21 protein-coding genes are annotated in these 26,281 nt (G+C 70.4%); 9 read left to right on the top strand and 12 right to left on the bottom strand.

Annotated elements, in window-relative coordinates; genetic code table 11:
• Positions 1–336 precede the first annotated feature (336 nt).
• From ACFY5B_RS11550 to ACFY5B_RS11520, 7 genes are all read left to right on the top strand, one after another.
• Positions 337–1,605, top strand: coding sequence for an extracellular solute-binding protein (locus ACFY5B_RS11550; protein ID WP_389967858.1), 1,269 nt, complete (start codon positions 337–339; stop codon positions 1,603–1,605).
• A gap of 116 nt (positions 1,606–1,721) precedes the next feature.
• Positions 1,722–2,726: a carbohydrate ABC transporter permease gene (locus ACFY5B_RS11545; RefSeq protein WP_389967856.1), complete on the top strand. Its 1,005-nt coding sequence runs from the start codon at positions 1,722–1,724 to the stop codon at positions 2,724–2,726.
• Between the two features lie 14 nt (positions 2,727–2,740).
• Complete coding sequence (locus ACFY5B_RS11540; protein ID WP_389967854.1) at positions 2,741–3,649, top strand: sugar ABC transporter permease; 909 nt, start codon at positions 2,741–2,743, stop codon at positions 3,647–3,649.
• A gap of 217 nt (positions 3,650–3,866) precedes the next feature.
• Positions 3,867–5,567: a glycoside hydrolase family 13 protein gene (locus ACFY5B_RS11535; RefSeq protein ID WP_389967852.1), complete on the top strand. Its 1,701-nt coding sequence runs from the start codon at positions 3,867–3,869 to the stop codon at positions 5,565–5,567.
• A 119-nt stretch (positions 5,568–5,686) separates the two neighbouring features.
• Positions 5,687–7,057 (top strand): alpha-amylase family protein, encoded by a 1,371-nt coding sequence (locus ACFY5B_RS11530; protein WP_389967850.1) that lies wholly within the window; start codon positions 5,687–5,689, stop codon positions 7,055–7,057.
• Positions 7,058–7,172: 115 nt separating this feature from the next.
• Positions 7,173–12,569, top strand: coding sequence for a pullulanase-type alpha-1,6-glucosidase (gene pulA, locus ACFY5B_RS11525; RefSeq protein WP_389967848.1), 5,397 nt, complete (start codon positions 7,173–7,175; stop codon positions 12,567–12,569).
• A gap of 93 nt (positions 12,570–12,662) precedes the next feature.
• The gene (locus ACFY5B_RS11520) at positions 12,663–13,019 is read left to right on the top strand and encodes a 5-carboxymethyl-2-hydroxymuconate Delta-isomerase (RefSeq protein WP_344457382.1); all 357 of its coding nucleotides are present in this window, start codon (positions 12,663–12,665) and stop codon (positions 13,017–13,019) included.
• A gap of 10 nt (positions 13,020–13,029) precedes the next feature.
• Here the strand turns inward: ACFY5B_RS11520 and ACFY5B_RS11515 are convergent, their stop codons facing one another.
• The 3 genes from ACFY5B_RS11515 to ACFY5B_RS11505 form a co-directional block, all read right to left on the bottom strand.
• A complete protein-coding gene (locus ACFY5B_RS11515) occupies positions 13,030–13,719 on the bottom strand; it encodes a TetR/AcrR family transcriptional regulator (RefSeq protein ID WP_344457380.1) in 690 nt (229 codons plus the stop codon).
• A gap of 95 nt (positions 13,720–13,814) precedes the next feature.
• Positions 13,815–15,737 carry a hypothetical protein gene (locus ACFY5B_RS11510; protein WP_389967846.1) on the bottom strand — a complete coding sequence of 641 codons (1,923 nt, stop codon included), beginning with the start codon at positions 15,735–15,737 and terminating at the stop codon, positions 13,815–13,817.
• 48 nt (positions 15,738–15,785) lie between these two features.
• A complete protein-coding gene (locus ACFY5B_RS11505; protein ID WP_389967844.1) occupies positions 15,786–16,313 on the bottom strand; it encodes a tetratricopeptide repeat protein in 528 nt (175 codons plus the stop codon).
• A 161-nt stretch (positions 16,314–16,474) separates the two neighbouring features.
• Between ACFY5B_RS11505 and ACFY5B_RS11500 the strand changes: the two genes are divergently transcribed.
• Positions 16,475–16,927 carry a hypothetical protein gene (locus ACFY5B_RS11500; RefSeq protein WP_389967842.1) on the top strand — a complete coding sequence of 151 codons (453 nt, stop codon included), beginning with the start codon at positions 16,475–16,477 and terminating at the stop codon, positions 16,925–16,927.
• An 80-nt stretch (positions 16,928–17,007) separates the two neighbouring features.
• On the opposite strand, the gene ACFY5B_RS11495 is transcribed toward ACFY5B_RS11500, so the two are convergent.
• From ACFY5B_RS11495 to ACFY5B_RS11455, 9 genes are all read right to left on the bottom strand, one after another.
• Positions 17,008–18,564: a DUF1996 domain-containing protein gene (locus tag ACFY5B_RS11495; RefSeq protein ID WP_389967840.1), complete on the bottom strand. Its 1,557-nt coding sequence runs from the start codon at positions 18,562–18,564 to the stop codon at positions 17,008–17,010.
• 203 nt (positions 18,565–18,767) lie between these two features.
• Positions 18,768–19,457 (bottom strand): LuxR C-terminal-related transcriptional regulator, encoded by a 690-nt coding sequence (locus ACFY5B_RS11490; protein WP_389967838.1) that lies wholly within the window; start codon positions 19,455–19,457, stop codon positions 18,768–18,770.
• Positions 19,448–20,713: a sensor histidine kinase gene (locus tag ACFY5B_RS11485; protein WP_389967836.1), complete on the bottom strand. Its 1,266-nt coding sequence runs from the start codon at positions 20,711–20,713 to the stop codon at positions 19,448–19,450. Before ACFY5B_RS11485 ends, ACFY5B_RS11490 begins: the two co-directional genes overlap by 10 nt.
• Positions 20,714–20,809: 96 nt before the next feature.
• The gene (locus ACFY5B_RS11480) at positions 20,810–21,808 is read right to left on the bottom strand and encodes an NAD-dependent epimerase/dehydratase family protein (protein WP_389967834.1); all 999 of its coding nucleotides are present in this window, start codon (positions 21,806–21,808) and stop codon (positions 20,810–20,812) included.
• Positions 21,809–21,981: 173 nt separating this feature from the next.
• Positions 21,982–22,572: a winged helix-turn-helix domain-containing protein gene (locus ACFY5B_RS11475; RefSeq protein ID WP_389967832.1), complete on the bottom strand. Its 591-nt coding sequence runs from the start codon at positions 22,570–22,572 to the stop codon at positions 21,982–21,984.
• Positions 22,573–22,690: 118 nt separating this feature from the next.
• Positions 22,691–22,813 carry a hypothetical protein gene (locus ACFY5B_RS11470; RefSeq protein ID WP_281262772.1) on the bottom strand — a complete coding sequence of 41 codons (123 nt, stop codon included), beginning with the start codon at positions 22,811–22,813 and terminating at the stop codon, positions 22,691–22,693.
• Positions 22,814–23,054: 241 nt separating this feature from the next.
• Positions 23,055–24,086 (bottom strand): glutamine synthetase, encoded by a 1,032-nt coding sequence (gene glnII / locus ACFY5B_RS11465; RefSeq protein WP_389967830.1) that lies wholly within the window; start codon positions 24,084–24,086, stop codon positions 23,055–23,057.
• A gap of 353 nt (positions 24,087–24,439) precedes the next feature.
• Complete coding sequence (locus tag ACFY5B_RS11460) at positions 24,440–25,144, bottom strand: hypothetical protein (RefSeq protein WP_389967828.1); 705 nt, start codon at positions 25,142–25,144, stop codon at positions 24,440–24,442.
• Between the two features lie 120 nt (positions 25,145–25,264).
• Positions 25,265–25,624, bottom strand: coding sequence for an arsenate reductase family protein (locus ACFY5B_RS11455; RefSeq protein WP_389967826.1), 360 nt, complete (start codon positions 25,622–25,624; stop codon positions 25,265–25,267).
• Positions 25,625–25,894: 270 nt separating this feature from the next.
• Here ACFY5B_RS11455 and ACFY5B_RS11450 point away from each other — a divergent pair, with 270 nt between their 5' ends.
• Positions 25,895–26,209 carry a hypothetical protein gene (locus ACFY5B_RS11450; protein ID WP_344457778.1) on the top strand — a complete coding sequence of 105 codons (315 nt, stop codon included), beginning with the start codon at positions 25,895–25,897 and terminating at the stop codon, positions 26,207–26,209.
• The last annotated feature ends 72 nt before the right edge of the window (positions 26,210–26,281 follow it).

The following is a 26,281-nucleotide window of genomic DNA, read 5'->3' as shown; positions in this document are numbered from 1 at the left end:
TTGGTCATCGCGGTCCCTCGAGATTCCTGGTCGGCGTCCGATCCGCAACGGATGATTCCCCCGGCGGACACGGATGGCAAGTGCTTGCAGAGTCTTGCACAACCGTCCGACTGCCCGCCGGGCATGCGGAAATCAAGGCCCCCGTGCGATCGAGACGAGGTCACGGCGGGATAACCATCCGCACCCCTTGCAACTTTTTGCTGCAAGGTCTTTCGCAAGTCGTTGCAGCGCGGCTAATCTCACCGACGCCCGGCCACCCCCACTGCGAAGAGGCGTGGGGGCGCCCCCATCGGCGCAGTCGGCAGCACAACGGGCTTTCACCTTCAAGGAGAACTCATGCGGCGTGGCATAGCGGCCACCGCGCTGGTGGCGTCCCTCGCCCTGGCGGCGACGGCCTGCGGCGGTAGCGACAGTGGCGACGAGGCCGACGGCCCGGTCACCATCACCTGGTGGGACACCTCCAACGCCACCAACGAGGCGCCGACGTACCAGGCCCTGGTGAAGCAGTTCGAGGCTGCCAACAAGGACATCAAGGTCAAGTACGTCAACGTCCCCTTCGACCAGGCGCAGGTCAAGTTCGACACCGCCGCCGGTTCCAAGGGTGCCCCGGACGTGCTGCGTTCCGAGGTCGGCTGGACCCCCGCCTTCGCCAAGAAGGGCTTCTTCGCGCCGCTGGACGGCACCGAGGCCCTCGCCGAGCAGGACAAGTTCCAGCCCAGCCTGATCGAGCAGGCCAAGTACGAGGGCAAGACCTACGGCGTCCCCTTCACCACGGACACCCTCGCCTTCGTCTACAACAAGGCCCTGTTCAAGAAGGCCGGAGTCGAGGCGCCCAAGTCCTGGGACGACCTGAAGAAGGCCGCCGCCACGATCAAGGGCAAGACCGGCGTCGACGGCTACTGGGGCTCCACCCAGGCCTACTACGCCCAGTCCTTCCTCTACGGCGAGGGCACCGACACCGTCGACGCCGACGCCAAGAAGATCACCGTCACCTCGCCCGAGGCCAAGAAGGCCTACGGCACCTGGCAGGGCCTCTTCTCCGGCAAGGGCCTGCACAAGGCCGACACCACCGCCGACGCCTACGCCCACATCCAGGACGCGTTCGTCAACGGCAAGGTCGCCTCGATCGTCCAGGGCCCGTGGGAGATCACGAACTTCTACAAGGGCTCGGCCTTCAAGGACAAGAGCAACCTCGGCATCGCCACCGTTCCGGCCGGCTCCACCGGCAAGGCGGGCGCCCCGACCGGCGGCCACAACCTCTCCGTGTACGCGGGCTCGGACAAGGCCCACCAGGAGGCCTCGCTGAAGTTCGTGAAGTTCATGACCTCGGCCAAGGCGCAGGAGACCATCGCGCTGAAGAACTCCACGCTCCCCACCCGCGAGGACGCCTACACCGACAAGGTCAAGGCCGATCCCGGCATCGCCGGCTACCAGAGCGTGCTGTCCAGCGCCCAGCCGCGCCCGGCGCTGCCGGAGTACAGCTCCCTGTGGGGTCCGCTCGACGACGAGCTGATCAAGATCGCCGGCGGTAAGGAGTCCCTCGACAAGGGCCTCGGCAACGCCGAGACCGCCATCGCCAAGCTGGTGCCCGACTTCTCCAAGTGACCGCCGGGTGGCCGCCGGATCCCCTGCCATGAGGGACGGGATCCGGCGGCCACCGGCCCGCGCCTGAGCCCGGGCAGCCCCCTAGACCTCCTTGAACCTCCAGAAGGTGTCGAACCATGACCGTCGCCATCGACCGAGCGACCGGCAAGCGGCGCGGTGAGCGGGAACCGCGACCCGGGCCGGCCCAGCGGCTGAAGAACGGCTTCCACAAGCACTGGTACGCCTACGCGATGATCGCCCCGGTGGCCGTCGTGCTCGGCGTCCTCGTGGTGTACCCGCTGGTGTACGGCCTGTACCTCACCCTCACCGACGCCACCAGCCTCAACACCGCCCGCACGATCGGCGTCAACCACATCGACGCCACGTACCGGTTCATCGGCCTGGACAACTACGCCGACATCCTCTGGGGCCCGACGGCGTACGACCGCTTCTGGTCGCACTTCCTGTGGACGGTCTTCTGGACGGCGGCCTGTGTCGCCCTGCACTACGGCATCGGTCTCGGCCTCGCCCTGCTGCTCAACCAGAAGCTGCGCGGCCGCACCCTCTACCGGATGATCCTCGTCCTGCCCTGGGCGGTGCCGACCTTCGTCACCGTCTTCGGCTGGCGGTTCATGCTCGCGGACGGCGGCGTCATCAACACCGCCCTGGAAGGCCTCGGCCTGCCGACACCGCTGTGGCTGGAGGACACCTTCTGGCAGCGGTTCGCCGCGATCATGGTCAACACCTGGTGCGGTGTGCCGTTCATGATGGTCTCGCTCCTCGGCGGCCTGCAGTCGATCGACGCGAGCCTGTACGAGGCCTCCGAGATGGACGGCGCCAACGCCTGGCAGCGGTTCCGCTACGTCACCCTGCCCGGTCTGCGGTCCGTCAGCACGACGGTCGTACTCCTCGGCGTCATCTGGACCTTCAACCAGTTCGCCATCATCTTCCTGTTGTTCGGCAACACCGCACCCGACGCCCAGATCCTCGTCACGTGGGCCTACCAGCTGGGCTTCGGTCAGCAGCCGCGCGACTACGCCCAGTCCGCCGCCTACGGAATCCTGCTCCTGTCCATCCTGATCGTCTTCACCTCCTTCTACCGCCGCTGGCTGAACCGCAACGAGCAGCAGCTCGCGATCTGAGGCAGGAGTCCCCCATGAGTACGACCACCGTCGAGACCTCCGCCCCGGCCGGCGAGCGGCGCCCCGCGAACGCCCCCGGCAAGGTCCGCGGCCGCGGCGAACGCGGCATCGGCGCCTCCCTGGCCTCGCACGCCGTGCTGATCGTCGCGAGCCTGACCGCCCTCTTCCCGGTCGCCTGGCTGTTCTTCCTGTCCCTCGGACCGGACAAGGACGACTACCTCCACCCCGGGCGCATCTGGGGCAAGATGACGTTCGACAACTACGCGTTCGTCCTGCAGGACACCAGCTTCTTCGACTGGCTGAAGAGCACGCTGGTCGTAGTGCTCGGCACGACGTTCATCGGTGTCATCGTCGCCGCGTCCACCGGCTACGCCGTCTCCCGCATGCGCTTCCCCGGCTACCGCAAGCTGATGTGGGTGCTGCTGGTCACCCAGATGTTCCCGATCGCGGTACTGATCGTGCCGATGTACCAGATCCTCTCGGATCTGCAGCTCATCGACAGCTACCTTGGTCTCATCCTTGTCAACTGCACCACGATCGTGCCGTACTGCGCCTGGCTGATGAAGGGCTATTTCGACACCATCCCGTTCGAGATCGACGAGGCCGGGCGCGTCGACGGGCTGACCCCCTTCGGCACGTTCGCGCGGCTCATCCTGCCGCTCGCCAAGCCCGGGCTCGCTGTCGCGGCCTTCTACAGCTTCCTCACGGCCTTCGGTGAGGTCGCGTTCGCCTCCACGTTCATGCTGAGCGACGGCAACTACACGTTCGCCGTCGGTCTGCAGACGTTCGTGAGCGAGCACGACGCGCAGCGCAACCTGATGGCCGCGACGGCTGTGCTGATCGCGATACCGGCTGCCCTGTTCTTCTACCTGGTGCAGAAGAACCTGGTGACCGGACTGACGGCCGGTGGCACCAAGGGGTGACGCACGCTCCGCTGGTGGAGCCGCGGCAGGTCGTCGCTCGGCCGCGGCGCCGCCGTGGTCGCTCGCGCAGTTCCCCGCGCCCCCCAGGGCGTTGCCGAACCGTACTCCAGAAGCCCGAGGTGGCCGCGGTGCCCATCCGACCCCGCTGTGCCGCGGCCACCTCGTCATCCCACTCACACCTCACATGACCACACCCCAGTTACGCATCAAGGACGACATGAGCCAGCACTCAGCTGCACCTGCCCCCACCCCCGCGTCCGCCGTCGCCGTGGCCAAGCGCCGCGACTGGTGGCGGGACGCGGTGATCTACCAGGTGTACCCGCGCAGCTTCGCCGACAGCAACGGTGACGGCATGGGCGACCTGGAGGGTGTCCGCACCCGTCTGCCGTACCTGCGCGACCTCGGCGTGGACGCCGTGTGGCTCAGCCCCTTCTACGCCTCGCCCCAAGCCGACGCCGGCTACGACGTCGCCGACTACCGGGCCGTCGACCCCATGTTCGGCAATCTGCTGGACGCCGACGCGCTGATCCGCGACGCCCACCGGCTGGGCCTCAGGATCATCGTCGACCTCGTCCCGAACCACTCCTCCGACCAGCACGAGTGGTTCAAGCGGGCCGTCGCCGAGGGCCCGGGCTCCTCGCTGCGGGACCGCTACCACTTCCGCCCCGGCAAGGGCGAGAACGGCGAACTGCCGCCCAACGACTGGGAGTCGATCTTCGGCGGCCCGGCGTGGACCCGCGTCACCGAGCCCGACGGCACGCCCGGCGAGTGGTACCTGCACCTCTTCGCCCCCGAGCAGCCCGACTTCAACTGGGAGCACCCGGCCGTCGGCGACGAGTTCCGCTCCATCCTGCGCTTCTGGCTGGACATGGGCGTCGACGGCTTCCGGGTCGACGTCGCCCACGGCCTGGTGAAGGCCGAGGGGCTGCCCGACCTTGGAACCCACGACCAGGTGAAACTGCTGGGCAACGATGTCATGCCGTTCTTCGACCAGGACGGCGTGCACGAGATCTACCGGCAGTGGCGGCTGATCCTCGACGAGTATGCGGGCGAGCGCATCTTCGTGGCGGAGGCCTGGACCCCGACCATCGAGCGCACCGCGAACTACGTCCGCCCCGACGAGCTGCACCAGGCCTTCAACTTCCAGTACCTCAGCACCCACTGGGACGCCGAGGAGATGCGCGAGGTCATCGACCGCACCCTGGAGGCCATGCGCCCGGTCGGCGCCCCCGCCACCTGGGTGCTGTCCAACCACGACGTGACCCGGCACGCCACCCGCTTCGCCAACCCGCCCGGCCTCGGCACCCAGATCCGCCTGGCCGGCGACCGCGAGCTGGGCCTGCGCAGGGCCCGGGCCGCGAGCCTGCTGATGCTGGCGCTGCCCGGCTCGGCTTACGTCTACCAGGGCGAGGAGCTCGGCCTGCCCGACGTCGTCGACCTGCCGGACGAGGTGCGTCAGGACCCGGCCTACTTCCGGGGGGCCGGTCAGGACGGCTTCCGCGACGGCTGCCGGGTGCCGATCCCGTGGACCCGGACGGGATCGTCGTACGGTTTCGGCGACGGCGGGAGCTGGCTGCCGCAGCCGGAGGGCTGGGGCGAGCTGAGCGTCGAGGCGCAGACCGGCGAGCCCGGTTCGACCCTGGAGCTGTACCGGGCCGCGCTCGCCGTGCGCCGCGAGCAGCCCGACCTCGGCGCCGGCACGTCCGTGGAGTGGCTGCGGGCGCCCGAGGGCGTGCTGGCCTTCCGGCGCGGGGAGTTCGTGTGCGTCGCCAACACCACCGGGGAGTCGGTGGCGATGCCGGCGTACGGCCGGGTGCTGGTGGCGAGCGGCGAGATCGTGCAGGTCGACGACGAGGCGAAGGTGCCGGCCGACACCACGGTGTGGTGGACCACCGCGATCCCCGAGGCCCGCGCCTGATCTTCCGTTGAATTCGGTACGGCCCGCTGCCCTTTCGGGCGGCGGGCCTCTACTATCTGCGTCACCGCAAGGTTTCTGAACCTTGCTGCAAGAACCTTCAACGAAGAAGGAAACCCCACATGGCACGCAGATACCTCGCCACCGCCGTCGCGCTCGCCGCGTCGGTTGTCATGAACCCGACTGGCGCACAGGCATCCCCACCTGGCACCAAGGACGTCACCGCCGTCCTGTTCGAGTGGAACTTCGCCGCGGTCGCCCGCGAGTGCACCACCGCTCTCGGGCCCGCAGGATACGGCTCCGTGCAGGTCTCCCCGCCCGCCGAGCACATACAGGGCCCGCAGTGGTGGACCTCGTACCAGCCGGTCAGCTACAAGATCGCCGGCCGGCTCGGTGACCGGACGGCCTTCCGGAACATGGTGAACACCTGTCACGCGGCCGGTGTGAAGGTCGTCGTGGACACGGTCGTCAACCACATGGCGGCCGGCGGCGGCACCGGCACCGGCGGCTCGTCGTACGGCAAGTACACCTATCCCGGTCTGTACTCGTCGTACGACTTCGACGACTGCACCAGCCGGATCGGCAACTACCAGGACCGCTGGAACGTCCAGCACTGCGAACTGGTCGGCCTCTCCGACCTCGACACGGGCGAGAACTACGTCCGCGGCGCGATCGCCGGCTACATGAACGACCTGCTCTCCCTCGGCGTCGACGGCTTCCGCATCGACGCGGCCAAGCACATGGACGCGGCCGACCTGGCGAACATCAAGTCGCGGCTGTCGAACCCGTCGGTGTACTGGAAGCAGGAGGTCATCTACGGCAGCGGAGAGGCCGTCCAGCCCACCGAGTACACGGGCCACGGCGACGTCCAGGAGTTCCGCTACGCCTACGACCTCAAGCGGGTCTTCAACAACGAGAACCTCGCCTATCTGAAGAACTACGGCGAGGGCTGGGGCTACATGAGCAGCGGCGTCTCCGGTGTCTTCGTCGACAACCACGACACCGAGCGCAACGGCTCGACCCTCAGCTACAAGGACAACGCCACCTACACCCTGGCCAACGTCTTCATGCTGGCCTGGCCCTACGGCGCCCCCGACATCAACTCCGGGTACGAGTTCTCCGACGCGGACGCGGGACCGCCCGCCGGGGGCGCGGTGAACGCCTGCTGGCAGGACGGCTGGAAGTGCCAGCACAACTGGCCCGAGATCAAGTCCATGGTGGCCTTCCGCAACGCCACCCGGGGCGAGGCCGTCACGAACTGGTGGGACAACGGAGGCGACGCCATCGCCTTCGGCCGGGGAAACAAGGGCTTCGTGGCCATCAACCACGAGTCGGGCCCGGTGAGCCGGACCTACCAGACCTCGCTGCCCGCGGGGACGTACTGCGACGTGCAGCGCAACACCAGCGTGACGGTCGACTCCGAAGGCCGGTTCACCGCCACCCTCGGCTCGGACAGGGCTCTGGCGATCCACGCGGGCAAGTCGAGCTGCTGAGCGGCGGACTGAAAGTTCTTTCCGATGGTTTCAAGCCTCTTGCTGTAAGTGTTGCGGCGGCGATACGGTCACGCGGGGTCGGACCCGAAGAGCCGTAATCGCAAGGAGCCCATCTGTGATACCGAGATGGCCGACGCCGTCGAGGCGCCGAACCACCCATGCCGGACGGGTCGCTGCGGTCACCGTGACCGCGCTGGCCGCAGCGCTCGTCCAGCCCCTCACGGCGCGGGCCGACACACCGCCTCCGCCCCCCTCCGACGCCAAGCTGGCCGCCCAGCCCGCCCGGCACGACGCCACCCGTGAACAGTTCTACTTCGTCCTGCCGGACCGTTTCGCCAACGGCGACCCGCGCAACGACAAGGGCGGCCTGACCGGTTCACGCCTGTCGACCGGCTACGACCCCACCGACAAGGGCTTCTACCAGGGCGGCGACCTCAAGGGTCTGACCAAGAAGCTCGACTACATCAAGGGCCTGGGCACCACCGCCCTCTGGATGGCCCCCCTCTTCAAGAACCAGCCCGTGCAGGGCACCGGGGTGAACGCCTCGGCCGGCTACCACGGTTACTGGATCACGGACTTCACCCAGGTCGACCCGCACTTCGGCACCAACAAGGACCTCGAGACCCTCATCGACAAGGCCCACGACAAGGGCATGAAGGTCTTCTTCGACGTCATCACCAACCACACCGCCGACGTCGTCGACTACGAGGAGAAGTCCTACGACTACCTCTCCAAGGGCGCCTTCCCGTACCTGACCAAGGACGGTGTGCCCTTCGACGACGCCGACTACGCCGACGGGCGGCGCGACTTCCCGGCGGTCGACCGGGACTCCTTCCCGCGCACCCCGGTGGTCACCAAGAAGAACAAGGTGCCGTCGTGGCTCAACGACCCGACGATGTATCACAACCGCGGCGACTCCACCTTCGCCGGTGAGAGCTCCACCCACGGCGACTTCTCCGGGCTCGACGACCTGTGGACCGAGCGGCCCGAGGTCGTCCACGGCATGGAGAAGATCTACCAGCGGTGGGTGCGGGACTTCGACGTCGACGGCTTCCGGATCGACACCGTGAAGCACGTCGACATGGAGTTCTGGACGCAGTGGGCCACCGCCCTCGACGCGTACGCCGCCAAGCGCGGCCGGGACGACTTCTTCATGTTCGGCGAGGTCTACTCGGCCGACACGAACGTCACCGCCCCGTACGTCACCCAGGGCCGCCTCGACGCCACGCTCGACTTCCCCTTCCAGGAGGCCGCCCGCCAGTACGCCTCCCAGGGCGGCAGCGCTCAGAGACTCGCGGCCGTCTTCGGCGACGACTACAAGTACACGACCGCCAAGGCCAACGCGTACGAGCAGGTCACCTTCCTCGGCAACCACGACATGGGCCGCATTGGGTCGTTCCTCAAGCAGGACAACCCCAAGGCCACCGACGCCGAGATCCTCGCCAAGGACGAGCTCGCCAACGAGCTGATGTTCCTCAGCCGCGGCAACCCCGTCGTCTACTACGGCGACGAGCAGGGCTTCACCGGCCCGGGCGGCGACAAGGACGCCCGGCAGAGCATGTTCGCCTCACGTACCGCCGACTACCTCGACGACGACCGCATCGGCACCGACCGCACCCACGCCGAGGACGCCTACGACACGAAGGCGCCCCTCTACCGGCAGATCAGTGCCCTCGCCAAGCTCCGCAAGGCCAACCCGGCCCTCACCGACGGCGTCCAGCAGGAGCGGTACGCGGCCGACGGCCCGGGCGTCTACGCCTTCTCCCGCACGGACGCCAAGACCGGCACCGAGTACGTCGTCGCCTTCAACAACGCCGAAGAGAAGAAGACCGCGACCTTCCCGACGGGCTCGGCCGGCATGACCTTCAAGGGCGTGTACGGCACCGACGCCGCTCTCACGAGCGACAGCGGCAAGAAGCTCACCGTCACCGTCCCGGCCGGTTCGGCGATCGTCCTGAAGGCGGCCGGAAGGCTCGCCAAGCCCGCCACCGCGCCCACGCTCACCGTCAAGGCCCCGGCGCCCGGCGCCACCGGCACGGTCGAAGTCACCGCCGACGTCGACGGCGGGCAGCTCAACCGGGTCGTCTTCGCCGCCCAGACCGGCAACGGAAAGTGGCAGGTCCTCGGCTCCGCCGACCACGCCCCGTACAAGGTCACCCACACCATCGGGAAGAACGTCGCCCCCGGCACGGCCCTGCGCTACAAGGCCGTCGTCGTCGACACCACCGGCCGTACCGCGAGCGCCCTGGCCGCCTCCACCACCGGCACTCCGCCCGCCCCCGAGCCGCCCACCGCCTCCTCCCGCGACTACGCGATCGTCCACTACAAGCGCACGGACGGCGACTACACCGACTGGGGCCTGTACGCCTGGGGCGACCTCGCCGAGGGCGAGGCCACCGAGTGGCCGAAGAGCCACCCCTTCACCGGCCGGGACGCCTACGGCGCCTTCGCCTGGGTCAAGCTCAAGCCCGGTGCCTCGAACGTCGGCTTCCTCGTCATCGACAAGGACGGCACCAAGGACATCGCCGCAGACCGCACGATCGACGTCACCAAGACCGGCGAGATCTGGATCGAGCAGGGCAAGGACACCGTCACCACCGAGCGGCCCGCCCACCCGGCGCCCGACAAGACCAAGGCCGTCCTGCACTACCACCGGGCCGACGGGAACCACGACGGCTGGGGGCTGCACGTCTGGACCGGCGCAGCGAACCCCACCGACTGGTCGAACCCCCTCAAGCCGGTCAAGACTGATACCTATGGCGCAGTCTTCGAGGTACCGCTCACCGACGGAGCCACCAGTCTCAGCTACATCCTCCACAAGGGCGACGAGAAGGACCTGCCCACCGACCAGTCGCTCGACCTCAAGGCGAACGGCCACGAGGTGTGGCTGGTGAACGGCCAGGAGAAGTACCTGCTCCCGCAGCCCGCGGGCAGCGCGGCCGCCCTCGACCTGACGACCTCCAAGGCCGTCTGGATCGACCGGAACACCCTCGCCTGGAACGGCTCCGACGCCGCCGCCTCCACCCAGCTGCTGTACTCCCGTGACGGCTCGATCAAGGCCGAGGACGGCGCCCTGACCGGCGACGCCAAGTGGTTGCGCCTGTCGAAGGGGGAGCTGACCGACGCCCAGAAGGCGAAGTTCCCGCACCTGAAGGAGTACGACGCCTGGACCGTCGACCCGCGCGACCGCGACCGGGTCCGCGAGGCCCTGCGCGGCCAGGTCGTCGCCACCCAGCGTGCGGCCAACGGAGCAGTACTCGCGGCGACCGGCGTGCAGACCGCCGGAGTGCTCGACGACCTGTACCCCGGCGCCACCAAGGCCGACCTGGGGCCGACGTTCGACAAGAGCCGCCCCACCCTGTCCGTATGGGCGCCGACCGCGCAGTCCGTCGCCCTGGAACTCGACGGCAGAACCGTCGCCATGCGCCGCGACAGCGCCACCGGCGTCTGGTCCGTCACCGGCCCGGCGTCCTGGAAGGGCAAGCCCTACCGGTACGTCGTGACGGTCTGGGCGCCCAGCGTCCGCAAGGTCGTCACCAACAAGGTCACCGACCCCTACGCCCTCGCCCTGACCGCCGACTCGAAGCGCAGCCTCGTCGTCGACCTGGACGACAAGGCGCTCAAGCCCGCCGGCTGGTCGGCGTACACCAAGCCGAAGGCCGTGCCGCTGCGGGACGCGCAGATCCAGGAGCTGCACATCCGGGACTTCTCCGTGGAGGACCGGACGGCGAAGCACCCCGGTACCTACCTCGCCTTCACCGACAAGGCGAGCGACGGCTCCAAGCACCTGCGCGAGCTGGCGAAGGCGGGCACCTCGTACGTCCACCTGCTGCCCGCCTTCGACATCGCCACCATCCCGGAGAGGAAGGCCGACCAGGCGAGGACCGACTGCGACCTGGCCTCCTTCCCCGCCGACTCCGACAAGCAGCAGGAGTGCGTCGGGAAGATCGCCGCGAAGGACGCCTACAACTGGGGCTACGACCCGTACCACTACACGGTCCCCGAGGGCTCCTACGCCACCGACCCGGACGGCACCGCCCGCACGGTCGAGTTCCGGAAGATGGTGAAGTCCCTCAACGACGACGGGCTGCGGGTCGTCATGGACGTCGTCTACAACCACACCGCCGCGAGCGGCCAGGCGGACACCTCCGTCCTGGACCGGATCGTGCCCGGCTACTACCAGCGCCTCCTGGCCGACGGCTCGGTCGCCAACAGCACCTGCTGCGCCAACACCGCGACCGAGAACGCCATGATGGGCAAGCTGGTCGTCGACTCGATCGTCACCTGGGCCAGGGAGTACAAGGTCGACGGCTTCCGCTTCGACCTCATGGGCCACCACCCGAAGGCCAACATCATCGCCGTCCGCAAGGCCCTCGACGAGCTGACCCCCGCCGAGGACGGCGTCGACGGCAAGAAGATCATCCTCTACGGCGAGGGCTGGAACTTCGGCGAGGTCGCCGACGACGCCCGGTTCGTCCAGGCCACGCAGAAGAACATGGCCGGCACCGGCATCGCCACCTTCTCCGACCGGGCCCGTGACGCCGTGCGCGGCGGCGGCCCCTTCGACGAGGACCCCGGCGTCCAGGGCTTCGCCTCCGGCCTGTACACCGACCCCAACTCCTCCGAGAACAACGGCACGCCCGCCGCGCAGAAGGCCCGGCTCCTGCACTACCAGGACCTCATCAAGGTCGGCCTCTCCGGCAACCTCGCCGGCTACCGGTTCACCGACACCGGCGGCAAGGAGGTGAAGGGCTCCGACGTCGACTACAACGGCGCCCCCGCCGGATACGCCGACGCCCCGGGCGACGCCCTCGCCTACGCCGACGCGCACGACAACGAGTCCCTGTTCGACGCCCTGGCCTTCAAGCTGCCCGCCACGACGAGCGCGTCCGACCGTGCCCGGATGCAGGTCCTCGCCATGGCCACGGCCACCCTCTCCCAGGGCCCGGCCCTCTCCCAGGCGGGCACCGACCTGCTGCGCTCCAAGTCCCTGGACCGCAACTCCTACGACAGCGGAGACTGGTTCAACGCCGTCCACTGGAGGTGCGAGGACGGCAACGGCTTCGGCCGCGGACTGCCCATGGCGGCCGACAACACCGACAAGTGGCCGTACGCCAAGCCCCTGCTGAGTACCGTCAAGGTGGGCTGCGAGCAGATCGAGGGCACCTCGGCCGCGTACCGCGACCTGCTGCGGATCCGGAGCACCGAGAAGGACTTCTCCCTCGGCACGGCCGCGCAGGTGCAGTCCCGGCTCTCCTTCCCGCTGTCCGGCAAGGACGAGACGCCCGGCGTGATCACCATGCGGCTCGGTGACCTCGTCGTCGTCTTCAACGCCACCCCCGAGCGGCAGGAGCAGCACATCCCCGCACTCGCCGGGACCGGCTACCGGCTGCACCCGGTGCAGGCGGCGGGCGCGGACGCCACCGCGAAGTCCTCCGCCTACGCGCAGGCGTCCGGCACCTTCGCCGTGCCGGCGCGCACGGTCGCGGTCTTCACCCGGACCGCGGGGTAACGCACCCGGTGGGGTGGGGCGGACCGCGACCGGCGGCCCGCCCCACCCCGCACGCGGCTAGGGTGGGCACACCGACCTGGAACAGGAGTGCTGATGCCGCAGATCACCGTCGACTATTCCGCCGACCTCGCGGACGGCTTCGACCGGCCCGGATTCGCGAAGGCGCTGCACGAGGCGACGGTCGAGATCGCGGCCGCCAAGCCGCCCGCGTGCAAGACCCGGTTCCGTCCGACCGAGGACATCGTGGTCGGCCCCGAGACCGAGGGCCACGCACACGTCCACGTCCACATCGCGCTGCTCGCCGGCCGCACCGACGAGACCAAGGCCCGGCTCACCGAGGCCGCGCTGGAGTTGCTGCGGACCCATGTGAAGCCCGCCGCCGGGCTCGCGCTGCACGCCTCCGCCGAGGTCCGCGACCTCGACCCGTCGTACGCGAAGTACGAGAGCTGAGACCGACCGCTCAGCCCGCCAGCGCGATGAGCCGGCCGACCAGATGCGCGAACGGGCCGTCGGCCGGCTCGTCCTCGAGGGCGCCGCGCAGCAGCTCCGCCATCTCCTCGTCGTAGGCGGCGCTCACCGCGGCGAGCGCGGCGAAGTCGTTGACGAGCTGCGGCTCCAGCTCCTCGCGCGGGATGCGCCGGCCGTCCAGCCAGATCAGCGCCGTCGACTCGGCGAGCGAGATCCAGGAACGGACGACCAGTTCGAGGCGCGCGGGCGGATCGGCCACGCCCAGGTGCGAAAGGATCTGGACATACGCGGCCTGCCGTACGGAGTCGACGAGCGCGTTGGTCGTCGAGGAGCCGACGGCCGGACCGCCACGCATCAGGGCGGAGAAACCGGGCCCGTGCTCGTCCACGAAGTCGAAGTAGCGGTGCATCACGCGCAGCAGCCGCGCCCCCAGCGGGCCCTCGTGCGGCTCCACGAAACGGGCCGCCAGATCGTCCGAGGCGCGCTGCAACGCGGCCTCGTACAGGCTGAGTTTGCCGGGGAAGTAGTGGTAGACCAACGGGCGTGAGATGCCCGCGGCCGTCGCTATCTCGTCGATGGAGACCTCGTCGGGCGAGCGGCGGCTGAACAGTTCGAGGGCGACGCCGATCAACTGCTGCCGCCGCTCCTCGACTCCCAATCTGCGGCGAACCCCGGTAGTCATGCGAACACCTTACCGATCGATTCCGGCCTCGAACGGGCCGGATCGATCACCGTGTTCCGCCGACCTCACCACACGGGCCCCGGGTACGCCCCCGGTCAGCGCAGCCCGCGGAGCGAACGCCCGTCCTTCAGGGTCCCCTTGAGCTGAGCCTTGGCCCCCTGCTCGGCCGGCACGGTCAGCAGACTGCTCCGAGCCTCCCCCTTGACCGCGCCCGTCGCCCGGATCGACGCCGTCTTCCGGCTGCCGGCGGCCAGCAGGTACCAGTCGCCGGCCTTCGACTTCCACAGCACCCCGGCCAGCACATGCGGATCACGCGCCCCGCAGGCGGGGACGTTCTCTGCCTGCGCCGCCGCCGCGCCGTACGCCCCGCCCGGCGTGTGGAACTGCGCCAGCACCCGTGCCCCGCCGCCCCGCCAGGTCTCGGCCCGTGTGCACACCCATGCCGCCGAGCCGCTCGCGTCGGGCAGGAGCTGTTCGTTGAACGCCCAGGCGTTGACGCTCCGCACCCCCGCCGAGCGCATCGTGCCCAGCGAGCAGGCGAACGGCTGCCAGGTGTGCAGCGCCGCGGCCCCGGACACCTCGCCGGGGGAGCCCGGCCGTCCGGCGGTGAGCCTGGCCGGCACCAGTTCGCCGAGGTCGGTCAGCAGCCGGGTCCTGCCGCCGTCGGTCACCTGCAGCACGTTCCACGAGGTGCAGGGGCCGGACCGCAGGGCCGGGCTGGCCAGCGGCGCGGCCACACCGCCGGTGAGCGTGAGGTTCATCGCGCCGGAGCCCGGCTTCATCAGGTCCCGCTCGCCTGCCTTCCGCACCCAGGGGGCCGTCAGGTAGCGGACGTTGCCGTCGGACCGGCCCAGGACCACCGCGCCCGCCTCGGCCCGGCCGGCCCCGTCCACCCGGGCGAAGTCGAGGGCGGCGCCCTGCGTGCCGTCCTTCGGCTCGGCGTACCGGACGATGCGCAGACCGTCGTAGAGGATCACCACCCGCGCCGCGTCGACCGTCCCCGCGTACAGCAGCTGGGGCGGTCCGGCGGGGCCGCCGGAGAGGGTGCCGGGGGTCGCCGACACCTGGACCGTCTCGCCGGGGCGGGCCCACACGGCCAGGGCGCGGCGCAGCAGGGCATGGTCGCCGGTGCGGTCGCCGCGGGCCGGCCACACGGAGAAGTCGGTGCGCGCCGAACTGCGCCACGCGGTGGGCGGGACCCGGGTCAGCTTCGCCGGGTCCAGGGCGGCCTGCGCGGCCGGGTTCCGCGCATACGGAGGTGCCGCGGCACCCTCTGGGCCCCAGCCCTCACCGGGCAGACCGAGCAGGGCCCCGCACACCAGCAGGGCGGCACCGGCGGCCAGCGCGGCCTTCAGATGCTGGCGGCGGCGCATCAGGTCGGTGGGGCGCGCCTGGAGCGAGCAGGGGTCGAACTCGGGGGAGTCGAGCAGCCCGTACTGGGCGGGGATCCCGCCGGCCTCCAGCACCGCGCCCGCCGGGTCGGCGACGCCCGCAGCCGCGAGGACCTCGCACACCCCGTCGTCCGTGAGCCGCTCCAGGCCGCGCAGCGCGTAGGCGGCCCGGGCCGGGCCGGACAGGGTGGACAGCCGCTGGTCGAGGGCGAGTTCGTCGGCGCCGCCGGAGCGAGGGAACAGCTTCAGGCCCCACACGTGCGGCAGCAGCGGAGGCAGCTGGGCCCTCTTGGGCCATGCCTTCGCCTTCAGCGGCAGTCCCGCCTCCAGCGCCGTGCGCAGTACCTGGAGACGGACCAGGGCGTAGCCGGGGTCGCCGTCCCGCCCCGTGGACTGCGCCGGGATCACCGGGGACGGCGTGCGGTTGCGGGGCAGGGCCCGCTGGGTGAGGGCGTGGGCGGTCAGGACGCGGCGGCTGCGGCCCAGCCCGGGTGGCAGGACCAGGTAGGCCAGCCGAACGAGCCGCGGGTAGTGCTCGACGAGGGCGGCCTCGGCCTGCTCGACGTCGACCACCGGGCCGGCGGGGGAGGGGGGTGCGGGGCGCTGGGCGACATCCTGTGACTGCACGTTCAGCAGAACGAGCGAATCGTTGGTTGGTCACCTGGCTGCCCAGCGTCACGCCCCCGGGTGCGCCCCGGGCTCCACGAGCAGCCGGGCGTAGTTCGCCATCGACCGCTGGTAGCGCGGCAGATGCGGGGCCAGGGCGCCCAGGGCCAGCGCCAGGGCCTCCCGGTCGCGGCCGAGGTTCGACAGGCACAGGGCGAGACAGGCGCGTACGGCGTCGTCCAGCTCGTCGGACGGCGCGACCAGTTCGGGTGTCAGCAGGGCGACGCCCTCCTCGGCCCGGCCGATGTTCCGCAGGGAGCTGGCCAGCTGGATCTTCGTCCGGCGGGCCTTGTAGGGGCTCACGTCGGCGAGGCCGAGCCCCAGCGCCTCCCGGTAGAGAGAGACCGCCTTGTCGGAGCGGCCCGTGGAGTCCCAGGCGCAGGCCTGCTCGAAGGGGCCGTGCGGACTGCCCTGAGGCAGCTCGGCGACGAGGGCGTCGACGTCGGCGCGGAAGCGGGCCTCGTCCTCCTCCGTCTCGGCGTAGTCGTCGAAACGGTCCCAGAGGGCGGCCACACGGTCTTCCCAGTCCTGATCCACCCGGACACCCTCGCACACGCGTGCACACCGGGGCAGCGGGATTTTGAGCACGGCGGGCGCCGCAGCCGTATCGAAGGCGAGAGCCTCTTGCCGGGGCTCCGTGCGGCATGCGTCCGGATCGTGCCGTGGCAGGACCGTGCCGATGAGGACCGGAGGAACAGATGAGGGTGACCCGACCGATGCTCGCGCTGAGCGGCGCGGTGGCGATACTGGCGCTGACCGGCTGCGGCGGATCCGGCGGCAAGGACGAGGCGGCCGTTCCGAAAGAGGTGACCGGCAGCCTGGAGCACATCGCCGCCGAGGCCGACTGCAAGCCGAACATGCAGACCGACGCGGACACCATCCGCCAGGCGCTGTGCAAGAAGGGCAAGGACAAGTACGTCCTGGCGACCTTCTCCACCGACCGCGGCCAGCGTGAATGGCTCAACAGCGCCAAGGACTACGGCGGCTACTACCTCGTCGGCCGCAAGTGGGTCGCCGTCGGCCAGCAGAAGACGGTCACGGCACTCCAGGGCACCCTCGGCGGCACCATGGAAGAGGGCTCCGAGCACATGAACCCCGGCGGCAGCCACAACAAGGGCGGTCACGGCGGCGGCAGCGGCCACCACGGCTGAGCGCGCGGGCGAAGAGGAAACAGCCGAAAGCCGGCGGTGGGAATTCCCACCGCCGGCTTTCGGCTGTTCTCGGACCAGGACTACTGGCAGTCCTCGCCGTTGTTGATGCACTGGACCATCTCGTTCATCACGTTCTCGTCGAAGAAGTTGATGAAGTCGTTGTGGTCGGTGATCGCCTTGTGCAGCTGCTCCGGGAAGGAGTCCACCGCGAAGGCGTTCTGCACCTGGCCGTTGTTGATCTGCGGCGCCTGGACGTCGTAGACCAGCCGGACCTGGAGCTGGGGGATGGCCTTGAAGCCGTTCGAGCAGCTGCCGTCCGCCTCGACGAAGTCGACGTGGGTGCGGTGGTTGGCGCTGTCGATGTTCTGGCCGTCCCAGCAGCTCTGGAAGTTGGACGTCCGGACCACGGAGCTGCCCTCGGGGCAGAGCGGGTACTTGTCCGTCACCTGACGGTCCTCGAAGCCGGTGCAGCTCCAGGAGGTGTTGGCGTTGTTCAGGCCGTTGGTGAGGGACTTGGCGTCACCGGTGATGATGCGCAGGGCCTTCGGCATCGCGACGACGTCGCTGGTGCGGTTGCCGACGAACTTCAGCTGCGCCTCGGCGGGCTCGACGATCTTGCCGACGTTGCCGTCCTGGCCACCGCCGGGCTGATTCGCGTCGATGTCGTCCGAACCGTCCTGGATCCGCAGGACCGGCCAGAAGTACGAGGACTTGTCGCCCTGGTTCTGACAGGTGGTCTCGGCGTTCGCCAGGTCCTCGTCGCTCGCGAAGGCGTCGTTGCTCTGGTTGCCGACGTAGTCGTGCTGGTGCTGCGCACCGTTGGAGACACCCGGCGCCACGATCACGTTGTCCGAGTTGCGGTTCTCGTTCTCGTTGGTGCCGCAGTTCGTGGTGAACGTGCCCGTGGAACCGCCGTCGCCGTTCGCGGCGAGGCCGTTCGGCAGGTTGCGGGAGTTGGGCTGGACGTCCTGGATGTTGATGAAGTCGTCCGCCACGGGGCCGTTGTCGGCCTGGCCGCCGTTGCCGCCCTGGTCCTGCCCGTTGTCCTGGCCGCCGTTGTCCTGACCCTGGTCCTGACCGCCCTGGTCCTGACCGCCCTGGTCCTGGCCGTCGTTGTTCTGGCCGTCGTTGTTCTGACCACCGCCGGCCTGGCCGTCGTTGGTGTTGGCCTCGGCGGCCATGCCCTTGCAGGCGGCCAGCTGCTCGAGGTTGCCCGGGGCCTGTCCGCCCACCCGCCGGATGTTGATGCCGATCCGGTCGATGACCGCGACGCGCTTCGACTTCAGCGGGCCGAGGATGGCGTTGTCGACGAAGCCCGCGTCACCGGCCTGGGCCTGACGCGTGGAGGCGAGACGGGTGTAGGCCTCGCTGATCTGCTTGTCGAGGTTGGCCAGCTCCTTGTCCACCCCCTGGCGAGCGCCGTCCGGCACATCGGTCAGCTTCTGTCCGACGTCCGGGCACTGGATCGTGGCGATCTGCGCGCCCGCGGACTTCGTCTGGTTCGCCGAGTTCTCCTCGTGCGCCGAGGCGTAGAAGTTTGCCCAGATCAGCCCGCCCCCACCGAGCGCTAGGGCCGCCGATGCGGCAATGGCCTTGGTGGCCAGCGGCGTACGGCGTTTTCTTGTGTTGCGTCCCATGGAACTCCTCTGACTTCCTTTTTCGGGGGCATCGAGGCGCCCGACAGGAGTGAAGCGGCTCCCTTCCATACGGAGGGCGTCCCAGGGGTGTTCAGAGGTCTCGGAAATTGATGCGAGATTCGTGAGGACTCTGTGTCCTCAACAGCCCCTTCGGCACCGGGAGTTGTGGATCATCCACGGTGGGTGAGGCGGCCCGTCCGGTTTCATCGCCCGTGGTCGAGATACGCGAGAACCGCCAGCACGCGCCGGTTGTCGTCGTCCGAGACCTCAAGCCCCAGTTTGGCGAAGATGTTGGCGGTGTGCTTGGCGATCGCCCGTTCCGTCACGACCAGTTTCCCGGCGATCGCCGCGTTGGACCGGCCCTGCGCCATCAGCTCCAGCACCTCCCGCTCCCGGGGCGTCAGCCGCGCCAGCGGCCGGTCGTCGCCCGAACGGCGGGCCAGCAGCTGCTGGATGACCTGCGGGTCCATCGCCGTGCCCCCGGCGGCGACCCGCCGTACGGCGTCCACGAACTGCTCGGCGTCGAACACCCGGTCCTTCAGCAGATAGCCGACCCCGCCTCCCCCACGCTCGGCTCCGCTCGCGCGGGAGGTACCCCCACCGTCGGCGAGCAGCTCACGCGCGTACAGCTGCTCCACGTGCTGGGAGAGCACCAGCACCGGCAGCCCGGGCCGCTTCCTGCGGGCGTCGAGCGCGCACTGCAGGCCCTCGTCGGTGTGCGTGGGCGGCAGGCGTACGTCGACGACGGCGACGTCCGGGTCCAGCTCGGCCAGCGCGGCGGCCAGTTCGGGCCCGGACTCGACGGCCGCCGCGATCTCGAAGCCGTGCGCCTGCAGCAGCCGGACGAGTCCGTCGCGCAGCAGGAAGAGGTCTTCGGCCAGGACTACGCGCAAGGGATCTCCACGGTGACCATGGTGGGGCCGCCCGCGGGACTGCTGACGGCCAGGACGCCGTCGAATGTACCCAGCCGCCGCTCGACCCCGGCCAGCCCCGAACCGGCCCCGATCACCGCGCCGCCCTTGCCGTTGTCCGTGACGGTCGCCCGCAGCATGCCGTCCGCCCGGTGCAGGTCCACCCAGATCCGGTCGGCGCCCGAGTGCTTCACGGCGTTGGCGAGCACCTCGCTCACGGCGAAGTACGCGGCCGACTCCACGGGCGCCTCGGCCCGCCCGGGCAGATCCACGCTCACCTCGGTGGCCACCGGCAGCCGCAGCGCGAGTGCCCGCACGGCGTCGCCCAGGCCGCGTTCGGCGAGGACCGGCGGATGGATGCCGCGCACCAGCTCGCGCAGCTCGGTCAGGGCCTCGACCGAGGAGGCGCGGGCCTGCGCGATCAGCTTCTTCGCCTGGGCCGGGTCCTTGTCGAGGAGCGCCTCGATGGTGCCCAGGTCCATGCCGACGGCGACCAGCCGGGCCTGCGCCCCGTCGTGCAGGTCCCGCTCGATGCGCCGCAGTTCGGCCGCGGAGGCGTCGACGGCGTCGCGCCGCGTCTCGGTCAGCACCCGCACCCGCTCGGCCAGTTCCCCCTGGTTCCCGCCGAGCACGGCACGGGTGAGCCGGAAGTGGACGCCCAGCAGACGGGGAGTCCAGAAGTGTGCGAGGAACAGCAGCACCAGACCCAGGGCCGCCGCACCGAACGCGGACGTCTGGTCGTGGACCCGCACGAAGCCGTACCAGTACCCGTCTGCGCCGTCCAACACCCGCCACAGCCCGGCCGCGAGCGCGAACCCCTCCAGCGGGTAGAGCAGCAGCACCGCCGGCAGCAGCGCGGTGACGAACCCCGCCGTCATGTCGACGGGCAGCCACCGCAGGTCCCGCCAGGTCGCCGGGTCGCGCAGCATCCCGAAGGTGCGAGACCAGGGGTTGGCGTCCTTCGGCAGCGGCCGGTACGCCGGAGGGATCCGCACCCCGCCCCACTCCGCCGCGAGCACCCGCCGCGCGTTCGCGAACGCCCGTACCCCGGTCAGCACGTACGGCGTGGTGACGATCCCGACCCCGATCGGGATGAGTGCGATCGAGACCAGGGACAGGCAGAAACACAGCACCGCCCCCGGCAGCGAGACGAGGGACAGCGCGAGCCCCCGCACCGCTGCCGGCCCGATGCCCCGCCCTGTCGTCCGCCCGGTGCCGTTCTTCGTGTCCATGGTCATGGCGTCAGTCTCGCCGAGCGGACGTGCCCGGTCACGGGGCCGGACACCCGGCCCGGGGGTGGTGCTACGTACACCTCCGGGACGACGCGCGGAGGTTCACGCGCCGGTTCCGGCCGCCAGCACCTTCGCCTCCACCTCCGGGTCGAGGCCCTTGCGCGTCCGGTCGGGGCGCTGGGGCGCGACACCGCCGATGCCGCGCAGCCAGTCCCAGGTGTCGGCCACGGTCTCCTCGACGGGCCGGCAGGCCAGGCCGGCCCCGACCGCCCGGGAGACGTCCGCGCTGTGCAGGGCGTCGTGCAGGTCGCTGCCCGGCGGCACCCACACCGGCAGCTGGGTCCACGGCTCGATGCCCGCCTCCAGGATCACCCCGGGCTCGGTCCAGCGGAGCTCGGCCGCACCGCCCGTGACCCGCGCGCACGCGTCGAGGAACGTCCCCATCGTCGCGTGCCCCTGCCGACTCATCAGGTTGTACGGCCCGCTCAGCCCCTGCTCCACCGCGCCGAGGATCCACTCCGACAGGTCTCGGACGTCGACGTACTGCAGGGGGAGGTCCCGCGGCCCCGGCGCCAGAACCGGGCCGCCGCGGGCCGTCCGGGTCAGCCACCACGGGAGACGGCCGACGTTCTCGTACGGACCGAGGAGCAGCCCGGCCCGGACGAGCAGCGAGCGGTCCGTGCCGAAGGACTCGACGGCGGCCAGCTCGCCGCCCCTCTTGTCCCGGGCGTAGTCGGTCTGCTCCGCGTCGGCCGACGCCCCCTCCACCAGGGGCGCGTCCTCTGCGTACCCGGCGGGCGGGGCCCACGCGTACACCGAGCAGCTCGACACGTACACGTACCGGCCGGCGCGGCCCCGCAGCAGCCGCGCCGTGTCCAGCACCGCGCGGGGCGCCGCCGACCAGGTGTCCACGACGACGTCCCACTCACCCGGGTCGTCGGCAAGCGCGCCCAGACCGCCGGGTGCCGTGCGGTCGCCGAGCAGCGACCGGACGCCCGGCGGGGCCTCGTGCCGCCCCCGGTGGAAAACGGTCACCTCCCAGCCCCGCCCCAGCGCCGCCTCCACGACGGCCCGTCCCACGAACTCCGTACCACCCAGCATCAGAAGCCTCATTCCGGTGACTCTGCCCGGTCGGGCGAGGGGACGGAACGGGGATCTGCCGTCAGCAGAGACGGAGCACCCCTGGCCGTCCGCGGGCGTCAGTGTCCCGTCGGCGGGGACGGAACGGGGATCTGCCGTCAGCGGAGACGGAGCGCCCTGGCTCTCCGCGGGCGTCAGTGTCCCGTCGGGGGCACGTACTTGTAGCCCACGCGGCGCACCGTGCGGATCGTGTCGCGGTGCTCCACGCCCAGCTTGCGGCGCAGGCGGGCGATGTGGACATCGACCGTGCGGCCGTCACCGACGTGCCCGTAGCCCCACACCGTGCCGACCAGCTGGTCGCGGGTGTGGACCCGGCCCGGGTGCGCCACCAGGTGTGCCAGCAGCTCGAATTCCAGGTAGGTGAGGTCGAGCGACCGCCCGGCCACCCGGGCGGTGCGCTGCACGGTGTCGACCCGGATCACCGGCTCGGCGCCCGGCTCGGCGACGGGCTCCGGGCGGGCGGCCTGCGGCAGGTCGGGGACCGCCACCGGGAACGGCGGCTGCTGGTCGGCCGGGACGAGCACCAGGTAGCCGATCATGGGCGGCTGCCCCGGCAGCGTGGGCAGGGTGTGCTGCGGTGCCGGCAGCCAGGTGGCACCCGGCGGCAGCAGGTCCGCGACCGTGACCACCTCGTCCCGGTCGACGGCACGCAGCCGATGCCGGGGGCCGTGCGGCGCGGGGGTGGCGAGGGGGGCGGCGGTGGACAGGGAACGAGTGGTCGCCATGAGAGGTCAGCTCTTTCGCGCGAGGAGTTCGTCGGGGAGGTCGACGGCCGCGATTCGTGGTCGGGCTCGCCGAGGGACGTACGCGGTGCGCGCTGGCCGAAGGCCGGGGTGTACGGCTTTAGAGGGCCGGCGCGTTCATCGCGCGGCAACACACCCGGTCGAAGTCGTGGTCCTGGCGGGACGGCCAGAAGGGCTCGAGGTCATGACGACCCGTCGCGGTGCACTTCTGGTAGCCGGTCATGACCCCATTGAAGCAGAGCTGATCCGCCACCGGGACCCTCCTCTCACTGCTTGGACACGAGCGCCCCCCCTCAGGGGCGCGGGGAACTGCGCGACAAGCCACGACGGCGCGGCAGACGAATGGCCAACCGTGCCCCGTCAGGGGGGCGGGGAACTGCGCGAAGAGCCACGACGGCGCGGCAGACGAACGGGGGCGCCCACCGCGAACGGTGGGCGCCCCTGCGCGACATGCACGGGTCGGGTCAGACCTGGCCGGCCTTCTCCAGCGCCGAGCAGCAGGTGTCGACGAGCAGGCGCGTCACCACGTACGGGTCGACGTTGGCGTTCGGACGGCGGTCCTCGATGTAGCCCTTGCCGTCCTTCTCGACCTGCCAGGGGATACGGACCGAGGCGCCGCGGTTGGAGACGCCGTAGGAGTACTCGTTCCACGGGGCGGTCTCGTGCAGGCCGGTGAGGCGGTCGTCGATGCCGGCGCCGTAGTTCTTGACGTGGTCGAGCGGCTTGGAGCCCTCGCCGAGCGACTCGGCCGCGGTGATGATCGCGTCGTAGCCCTCGCGCATCGCCTTGGTGGAGAAGTTGGTGTGCGCACCGGCGCCGTTCCAGTCGCCCTTGACCGGCTTGGGGTCGAGGGTGGCGGCGATGTCGAAGTCCTCGGCGGTGCGGTAGAGCAGCCAGCGGGCCACCCACAGGTGGTCGGAGACCTCCAGCGGGGAGACCGGACCGACCTGGAACTCCCACTGGCCGGGCATGACCTCGGCGTTGATGCCGGAGATGGCGAGACCGGCCTTCAGGCAGTTGTCCAGGTGCGCCTCGACGACCTCACGGCCGAAGATCTCGTCCGCGCCGACACCGCAGTAGTAGCCGCCCTGCGGGGCCGGGAAGCCGCCCTTGGGGAAGCCGAGCGGGTAGCCGTCCTTGAAGAACGTGTACTCCTGCTCGATGCCGAAGATCGGCTCCTGCGCCGCGAACTTCTCCGCGACCTCGGCCAGCGCCGCGCGGGTGTTGCTGGGGTGCGGTGTGAGGTCGATGTTCAGGACCTCGCACAGCACCAGGATGTCGTCGCCGCCGCGGATCGGGTCGGGGCAGCTGAAGACCGGCTTGAGGACACAGTCCGAGGAGTGGCCCTCGGCCTGGTTGGTCGAAGACCCGTCGAAGCCCCAGATCGGCAGCGCGTCGAGACCGGCGGGAGAACCCGTGATGATCTTGGTCTTGGAACGCAGTTTGGCCGTCGGCTCGGTGCCGTCGATCCAGATGTACTCAGCCTTGAAGGTCACGGGCCACATCCTCGGGTGTGTCTGGGCGCATATCGCGGGTGCTTGCGGCGCAGCGGCACCGGTGCGCCGCGTCTGCTGCCCGGCAGCCTGGCAACAGGCGATTTCCCGGCCATTGCTCGAATGTGAACCCCGTGTTACCTGGTGGCACTGTGCCGCGCTTCACGCCGTGAGGGTGTTTCGCGGCTGCGGCGACGGTCACCGGCTCCCCTCCGTCAAGCCGGTGACCGGCGCCGCACGGCCCGCACGCGCCGGTCCTGCTGCCCCCGGCCGGGGGCAGCAGGACCGGTGACACGTACGAGGGGCGGGGCCGAGGGGGTGGCCGCCGCCTCATCGATTCACTCGGCCGTAGGGCCTCACCCCACCTTCTCGATCAGGGCCCGGCGGATCAGGAACTTGCCGGGCTCACGGACCTGTTCGAAGGCCGCGTTGTTGAGGAGCGCACAGCTGCCGGAGACCGAAGTGACCTCCACCGTCGTGGACTTGTCGTTGTCCAGGTTGGTGACCTTCAGCTTCGTGCCGGCCGGGAACTGGTTGCTGGACGCGGCGGGCGCACCGCCCTCGCCGGAGAGGGTGACCGTGGAGCCGTTGCACACCTGCTGCCCGGAGGCAGCGGCACCGTCCCCGACGTCTCCCGCGGGGGCGGACTCGGCGGGCTGCGACGGCTCGGCGGGCTGCGACGGCTGGGCCGAAGCCACGGGCGGCTGGGTCGGCTGGGCGGGCTGCGACGGCTGCGCGGTCTGGGAGTCCTGAGCCGACTCCCCGACGGCGCACCCCGACGCCTCCTGCTTCCGCTCGATCTCCGCGACGACCGCCTCGCGGTTGGCGATCCGCGCCTCGGACTGCGCGTCCGGGTTGGCCCGCTGGTCCGCGATGAACTTCTGGTTGTTGCCGAGGGCGGTGGCGAGACCCAGGCAGACCGTCGACTCCGACGCCGACTTGGGAGTCGGAGCGGCGTTCGACGTGCTCGCCATGACGAAGGCCCCGCCTCCCGCCACCGTCGCCGCGCTCACCAGTAGCGCGATCTTCTTCTTCGTGCCGAGAGTTCTCCTGCGCGACATGCGCGCCTCCTGAAGAGGTAGGGGAGCGTACGCCGCTATGTACGAGATACCGAACGAGGTTACTCAGCGGTTTACAGGAGTCACTCAAGTGACCTGCGCCACACGGGAGGACGTGGCTGGTCAGCGCGACAGGGCGTCCCGCACGGCCTCGTCGGTGCGGCCGACCACCGCCGTTCCGTCGTCCGCGGTGATGATGGGGCGCTGGATCAGCTTCGGGTGCTGCGCGAGAGCCGTGATCCAGCGGCCGCGCGAGGCGGCGTCCCGCGGCCACTCCTTGAGTCCGAGCTCCTTGGCGTCGGCCTCCTGGGTGCGGGTGATGTCCCAGGGTTCGAGACCGAGGCGTTCGAGCACGCCCCGGATCTCGTCCTCGCTCGGCACGTCCTCCAGGTAGCGGCGGACGGTGTAGTCGGCGCCCTCGGCGTCGAGCAGCGTCAGGGCGCTGCGGCACTTCGAACACGCGGGATTGATCCAGATCTCCATGCGCACACGGTACGCGCCGCTCGGCGCGCCGCTCGGCGATCGTGGCGCGCAGCGAGATCCGCCCATCTTGTTCGAATTCCTGGTGCCCCTCGCGTACCTCGCGGCCCTGCTGTGACGCGGTGCCAATTCCCGTGTTCACCAGGGCTTTTGACGGGTTCTGCGGACTCCCTGTTGTCAGTGCCGGGCGGTAAACTGTAAGCAGTGTTCGAGGGTGGCGCCGGGGATGACGACGTCTTCGGTGAGCCGCCCGACCGCGACAGGAGGATGCCTGTGCCCGCTGCCGCCCTGAAGTCGAAGCCGCTGCCCACCCAGTCCACCGCGAAGCGTCCCGTTCCGCTCGACCTGCCGTACGCGCCCGTGGAGAAGCGGCCGCTGCCGCCGGGCCGCCCCCGCCAGTGGTACGTGACGCACAACCGCCGTCTCAAGGCGATGCGCCTGGCCATCGCCCTGCTCGACTCGGGCGTCCACATGCCGAACCAGGCCCGCAACGAGACGATCCGCGACACGGCGGAGCTGATCGGCGTCCACCCGCCGTCGGACACGACGTGCCACATGGTGCGGGCCTTCATGCGGTACGCCCGCTGACCCGCTCCGATCCGAGCGCCGGACACCCCGAACGACGGGGCGCCCGGCGCTCGTTCATGCCGCCCGGCCGGG

The organism is Streptomyces sp. NPDC013187 (assembly GCF_042899705.1).
Taxonomy (GTDB): Bacteria; Actinomycetota; Actinomycetes; order Streptomycetales; family Streptomycetaceae; genus Streptomyces; species Streptomyces hawaiiensis_A.
Note: the sequence above shows the minus strand (reverse complement) of the source record. Positions and strands in the feature narration are given on the sequence as shown.

Excerpts from the sequence above, each read along its gene's own strand:
- ACFY5B_RS11540 (WP_389967854.1), top strand. The coding sequence starts at position 2,741 with ATGAGTACGACCACCGTCGAGACCTCCGCCCCGGCCGGCGAGCGGCGC.
- ACFY5B_RS11550 (WP_389967858.1), top strand. The coding sequence starts at position 337 with ATGCGGCGTGGCATAGCGGCCACCGCGCTGGTGGCGTCCCTCGCCCTG.
- ACFY5B_RS11530 (WP_389967850.1), top strand. The coding sequence starts at position 5,687 with ATGGCACGCAGATACCTCGCCACCGCCGTCGCGCTCGCCGCGTCGGTT.
- ACFY5B_RS11460 (WP_389967828.1), bottom strand. The coding sequence starts at position 25,144 with ATGTCGCGCAGGAGAACTCTCGGCACGAAGAAGAAGATCGCGCTACTG.
- ACFY5B_RS11495 (WP_389967840.1), bottom strand. The coding sequence starts at position 18,564 with ATGGGACGCAACACAAGAAAACGCCGTACGCCGCTGGCCACCAAGGCC.
- ACFY5B_RS11515 (WP_344457380.1), bottom strand. The coding sequence starts at position 13,719 with ATGACTACCGGGGTTCGCCGCAGATTGGGAGTCGAGGAGCGGCGGCAG.
- ACFY5B_RS11535 (WP_389967852.1), top strand. The coding sequence starts at position 3,867 with ATGAGCCAGCACTCAGCTGCACCTGCCCCCACCCCCGCGTCCGCCGTC.
- ACFY5B_RS11455 (WP_389967826.1), bottom strand. The coding sequence starts at position 25,624 with ATGGAGATCTGGATCAATCCCGCGTGTTCGAAGTGCCGCAGCGCCCTG.
- ACFY5B_RS11485 (WP_389967836.1), bottom strand. The coding sequence starts at position 20,713 with ATGACCATGGACACGAAGAACGGCACCGGGCGGACGACAGGGCGGGGC.
- ACFY5B_RS11520 (WP_344457382.1), top strand. The coding sequence starts at position 12,663 with ATGCCGCAGATCACCGTCGACTATTCCGCCGACCTCGCGGACGGCTTC.
- ACFY5B_RS11470 (WP_281262772.1), bottom strand. The coding sequence starts at position 22,813 with ATGACCGGCTACCAGAAGTGCACCGCGACGGGTCGTCATGACCTCGAG.
- ACFY5B_RS11545 (WP_389967856.1), top strand. The coding sequence starts at position 1,722 with ATGACCGTCGCCATCGACCGAGCGACCGGCAAGCGGCGCGGTGAGCGG.
- ACFY5B_RS11475 (WP_389967832.1), bottom strand. The coding sequence starts at position 22,572 with ATGGCGACCACTCGTTCCCTGTCCACCGCCGCCCCCCTCGCCACCCCC.
- ACFY5B_RS11500 (WP_389967842.1), top strand. The coding sequence starts at position 16,475 with ATGAGGGTGACCCGACCGATGCTCGCGCTGAGCGGCGCGGTGGCGATA.
- ACFY5B_RS11480 (WP_389967834.1), bottom strand. The coding sequence starts at position 21,808 with ATGCTGGGTGGTACGGAGTTCGTGGGACGGGCCGTCGTGGAGGCGGCG.